The 3478-nt window shown below is 55.5% G+C and carries 4 protein-coding genes; all 4 read left to right on the forward strand.

What is annotated here, in order from left to right:
* On the forward strand, nucleotides 1–1323 hold a 1323-nt coding region (locus DWX39_RS06990; protein ID WP_233512208.1), incomplete at its 5' end, for a sugar nucleotide-binding protein.
* A 29-nt stretch (nucleotides 1324–1352) separates the two neighbouring features.
* Complete coding sequence (locus DWX39_RS10925; RefSeq protein WP_118072015.1) at nucleotides 1353–2261, forward strand: hypothetical protein; 909 nt, start codon at nucleotides 1353–1355, stop codon at nucleotides 2259–2261.
* Between the two features lie 21 nt (nucleotides 2262–2282).
* Nucleotides 2283–2516 carry a hypothetical protein gene (locus DWX39_RS10930; RefSeq protein ID WP_147336387.1) on the forward strand — a complete coding sequence of 78 codons (234 nt, stop codon included), beginning with the start codon at nucleotides 2283–2285 and terminating at the stop codon, nucleotides 2514–2516.
* A 100-nt stretch (nucleotides 2517–2616) separates the two neighbouring features.
* Complete coding sequence (locus tag DWX39_RS06995) at nucleotides 2617–3153, forward strand: hypothetical protein (protein WP_147329334.1); 537 nt, start codon at nucleotides 2617–2619, stop codon at nucleotides 3151–3153.
* The last annotated feature ends 325 nt before the right edge of the window (nucleotides 3154–3478 follow it).

The raw sequence follows: 3478 nt of genomic DNA on the forward strand, positions 1-3478 counted from the left end.
TGCGCCCTGGGCATCCCGGACCTCCGCGTCGTCCAGAACAACGTCTCCTACAACGACAGCCGCGGCGTCACGCGCGGCATCCACGCGGAGCCCTGGGACAAGTTCATCTCCGTGGCCCGCGGCAGCGTCTTCGGCGCCTGGGTGGACCTGCGCGAGGGCAGCGAGACCTTCGGCAAGGTGTTCACCTGCACCCTGGACCCGAGCAGGGCCATCTACGTCCCGCGCGGCGTGGGCAACTCCTTCCAGGCCCTGGAGGACGGCACCGCCTACACCTACCTGGTTGACGCCCACTGGTCGCTGGAGCTCAAGAAGACGTACACGTTCGTGAACCTCGCCGACCCGGATCTCGCCATCGAGTGGCCGATCCCTCTCGACGAGGCCACCGTATCCGAGGCCGACCTCAACCACCCGATGCTCAAGGACGTCGTCCCCATGGCGCCGAAACGAACGCTCGTCACCGGCTGCAACGGCCAGCTGGGGCACGCCGTGCGCGCCCTCGCCGAGGAGCGCGGGGTCGCCAAGGACTTCGACTTCTGCGACATCGACACCTTCGACATGTCCGACCCGGACGCCTATTCGCGGTACGACTGGTCGCTCTACGGCACCGTGATCAACTGCGGCGCCTACACGGCTGTTGATAAGGCGGAGGCCCCCGAGGGCCGCGTGACCGCCTGGAAGGCCAACGCGACCGGGCCGGCCCTGCTCGCCCGCACCTGCGCCGGGCACGGCATCACCCTGGTCCACGTGTCCTCCGACTACGTCTTCGACGGCACGGCCGAGGTCCATACCGAGAACGAGCCGTTCAGCCCGCTGTCCGTCTATGGCCAGACCAAGGCCGCCGGCGACATCGCCGTGGCCGGGTGCCCCCGCCACTACGTCATGCGCAGCTCCTGGGTCATCGGCGAGGGGCACAACTTCGTCAAGACCATGAGGGGGCTGTCCGACCGCGTCGCCGACCCCGAGGACGGGCTCGCGCAGGTCACGGTCGTCGACGACCAGCTGGGCCGCCTGACCTTCACGCGCGACATGGCCGAGGCCATCTTCCACGTGCTGGGGACGCACGCCCCCTACGGGACCTATAACTGCACCGGCTCCGGCGCCGTCAAGAGCTGGGCCGACATCGCCCGCGCCGTCTTCGAGGCCGCCAACGGCAACGGGGGGAAGGTCGTGCCGGTTTCGACCGCCGACTACTACGCGAACGCCGCCGGCCCCGTCGCACCGCGCCCGGTCCACTCCGCGCTCGACCTGTCCAGGCTCGAGACCAGCGGCTTCCACATGCCCGACTGGGAGGAAGAGCTGGGGGAGTACCTCACAAAGCTTTAATATAAATTGTAGCGGCGGGAGGCGATGGCATGATTGATAGATATTCTTTTGAAGATTGGATGCACTACGGTAAACGAGGGAAGCGTGAGTATTCCTGTTTTCGATTTTATAGTGTAGGGCTCAGCAGGGGCATCCCCCTAGTGATATTGGACACCTTAATGAAATTTGGCTTTGGTGGGCTAATTGCTTGGTTCGCCAATCTTTTTGTGGAGAAGCTACTAACGGATGGCAAATTTCCTTGGGCCATTGATTGGCTTACATCTCATGTGAACATGGCGTCCATTCCATCCTTTCTCTTCATAGTTTGTTTGGTGGTAGGATGGGTTGCCGCGCATTCGCTCAGGCGGGGTTTTCGGAACGTGCGCCTGCTCGATGAGCTTCAAAGCTTTAACTATCAAGTAGAGAATGAGACATTAAATTCAGATGTTAATTTAAGCGAATTGGCAACTGTCTGCTGCAAGGGCGTCGCTTCCTGTTTTTCTATCTTTCGTCCTCATGCCGGAATAGGCTGCGCTATTAGGCTTGTGTGTCCCGGGAAATCTGATCATGAAGTTGGCTATGCAACGGTGGCTAGGGAAGGGGCATTGAATGCGACGAGATTTCAACATTCTCGACCACTTTCAATGGGTAGCAAGATCGTGCTTATGTTGCATAAAAAAGAGCTGTCTAATCATATCGTCATGCTTTGTCCCAATGTCGAAAAAGCCAGAGACTGCGGGCAGTTGGATAACGATGTTAATTCCGAGCATTTCGGGTCCGATGATCGTTGCATGATGATTTCTAGACTTGTTGCGCGAGATGGTTCGAACAATTCAATTATGGGGATCTTGTATGTAACATCCAACAGGCCAAATAAGCTCGGAATCGCTGATGTAAATCTCTATCTATTGCTTCATGATATTGTTAATCACGCTCTTTGCGCAAAAGCTGTTGCGTGATTAGCCTTTAGGAGGTTCATGATGGCATGCACCAAGAGAAGCTATCGGAAAAAGAAGAAACAGCCTTCTTGCCGTCCGCTTCTTTTACGCCAAAATAAATCTAGCATTAAGGCGAGCGTCAATGCCGCGCCTTCACACGCTGTTTTCTGTGAGTCTGCAGGCGGTTTAGTCTTAACTGATGTGAGAGATTACAGCCGCATCAGAAAAAACGGACCATCAGATGAGCTGGTTAAATTATTAGCATCAAGATTGTGATATATCTAACAACTTGGCTTGATGGCTTGCTTTTCGAATAACGGCCAGTGTGTAAGCGGCGGGCTGATTCTTGGTTTCATTCTGTGCCGAGGGAAGGTTATTGCTCATGGTCGCTTTTTGTGCTGTTGTTCAAGTAATTTGTGCATTTGTTACACTTTGCCTGACGGTTTATGTTGCCTTACGTGACACAAAGCATCTGAAGAAAACAGACGAGCGCCTGAAAACGGCCGAGAAGCTAGCGCAGCCATCTTCGATTGCTGCATGGCTTGAAAGAGATGCTACGGGTGATGCGCGTATCGTAATTCGCAACGACAGCAATCTTCCCGTATATGAGGTGGTTGCGACAATTGTCGTCACCCATGGAGCGGGGTGCTGCAAGGGTGAGGATTTGGAATCCCCATATCAATACAGGAAAATACTCGATTTGATTCCTCCGGGACTTCATTCGGTATCTATCGATATGGGCGGCTTCTACGGAATGCATCGACATCCGCTGGTCGAGATTGCCTTTGTATGTGCAAAGGGAAAATCCTGGGTCCGTCGCGGAGATGGCGCTCTGGACGAGCTTGATGTATCGCCGTTTAACTACTATGAACTTGGTCTTCCAATTGATTTTGATTCGATTGCGCCGTATTAATAGCCATCGGTACCGCTAAGTATTTTACGTAAAGTAGCTTAATCGACCCGGTTGCGGATGGGCCTCCGTCTCCCGTAGAGCGCCGAGTGTTTTCAGTGCTGCGGGTCGAATCCGTCGCTCTCTTCTGCGGCGATCTCCCGGAGCGCCGCGTCAATAATTTCCTGTAGGTCATCGTGTCTCTCGTTCACCACAATGATTCTCCTAATGCGGGCGTGTTGGCACCGCCAGCGTAGTGGCGGCGGGCAGGCAGGGTGGCCATTATTCGGTGACCGCTATTGGTCAAAATCATTGGCTCTGTTAGACCAAGATTGACATACATGTGTCC

This window comes from Collinsella sp. AF19-1LB, from assembly GCF_003459655.1.
GTDB lineage: Bacteria > Actinomycetota > Coriobacteriia > Coriobacteriales > Coriobacteriaceae > Collinsella.